Source organism: Hymenobacter roseosalivarius DSM 11622 (genome assembly GCF_900176135.1).
In the GTDB taxonomy this organism is placed as follows: Bacteria; Bacteroidota; Bacteroidia; order Cytophagales; family Hymenobacteraceae; genus Hymenobacter; species Hymenobacter roseosalivarius.
The window spans coordinates 1-1,239 of sequence record NZ_FWWW01000030.1 but is presented as its reverse complement, the minus strand read 5'-3'; the positions used below and the strand labels follow the sequence as shown (position 1 = coordinate 1,239).

The window sequence follows — 1,239 nt, the reverse complement described above, 5'->3', positions numbered from 1 at the left end:
CTTACCGTAATCCTATGTTTGGGCCATGGCCTAACTTGTAGAAGCCAGCAGCGACAGGAAGGAGCAAGATGGATTACCGTAAAGGGCCATCCGAGCCCGTCAAAAATGAGAATCCCCTTCCTGTTCCAGGGCGACATTGGACAGTTCCACAAGGCCAGAGAGCCTGTATTAGGATTGAGAATTGCTTCCTGGAAGGCGCTGCGGTTAGTGTATTTTTTCACCTACTCCCTTACCCCATGAATCAGCCAGCAACCATTGTCGGGATTGATGTGAGCAAAGCCACCTTGGCGGTTTGCCACCAAGTGCAGGATAAATTCCAGCACACAGAGGTAAGCAATTCGAAAGCAGGATTTCAACAGTTGGTCCGCCGATGCGGCGTGGAGTGCTGCTATGTGATGGAGGCCACCGGGGTCTACTACTTAGCCTTGGCGTACTACCTGGTCGAGCACGGCGCACAGGTGGCGGTGCTCAACCCACTGGTCGTCCGGCGCTTTATCCAGATGCACCTGGGCAAAGGCAAAAGTGACCGCAAGGATGCCCAGTGGCTGCTGCGCTACGGCCAGCAACAGCCCTTGCCGGCGTGGCAACCGGAGGAGCCCGTACTGGTGGAGTGCCGGCAAATCGAGCAAGTGATGGAGCAGTTCATCCGGCAACGGACGATGGTGCGCAATTCGCTGCAAGGATTACAGCAACAGCCGGTGGTCAGCGCCGTGGCCCGTAAGCGCCTGCAGCAGACGCTCCAATCACTCGACCAGCAAATCCAGGCGTTGGAGGCGGAACTGCTAACCTTGTTGGAGCAGCACTACACGCGGGAGATGCCGCTCTTATGCTCCATCCCGGGCATCGGGCGCAAAACGGCTGCCCAACTGCTGCTGTTCGCCAAGGGCTTTGCGCAGGTGCAGAATTATCGTCAACTGATTGCCAAGGCGGGGCTGTGCCCCCGCGAGTACAGCTCGGGCAGTAGTGTGCGCGGCAAGACGCGCATCACGCGCATGGGGGGCGGCTTGATTCGCAGCAAGCTGTTCATGTGCAGCTTCGCCGCCAAGCAGTCGAACGCGGCCTGCAAAGCGCTCTATGACCGACTGGTGGCCAAGGGTAAGAATGGCAAGGTCGCCCTGGTAGCCGTCTGCAACAAATTGCTCAAGCAGGCCTGTGCCATCGTCCAATCCGGGGTGCCGTATCAAGCAGAATTTACCTCGAAACTAGTCCCCAACCCTTGACTTTTAACACAGTTCATTT

At 57.3% G+C, this 1,239-nt stretch carries 1 protein-coding gene; it reads left to right on the top strand.

Annotated elements, in window-relative coordinates; genetic code table 11:
- Nucleotides 1–236: 236 nt before the first annotated feature.
- The gene (locus B9A24_RS01550) at nucleotides 237–1,220 is read left to right on the top strand and encodes an IS110 family RNA-guided transposase (RefSeq protein WP_159451912.1); all 984 of its coding nucleotides are present in this window, start codon (nucleotides 237–239) and stop codon (nucleotides 1,218–1,220) included.
- The last annotated feature ends 19 nt before the right edge of the window (nucleotides 1,221–1,239 follow it).

Excerpts from the sequence above, each read along its gene's own strand:
- B9A24_RS01550 (WP_159451912.1), top strand. The coding sequence starts at position 237 with ATGAATCAGCCAGCAACCATTGTCGGGATTGATGTGAGCAAAGCCACC.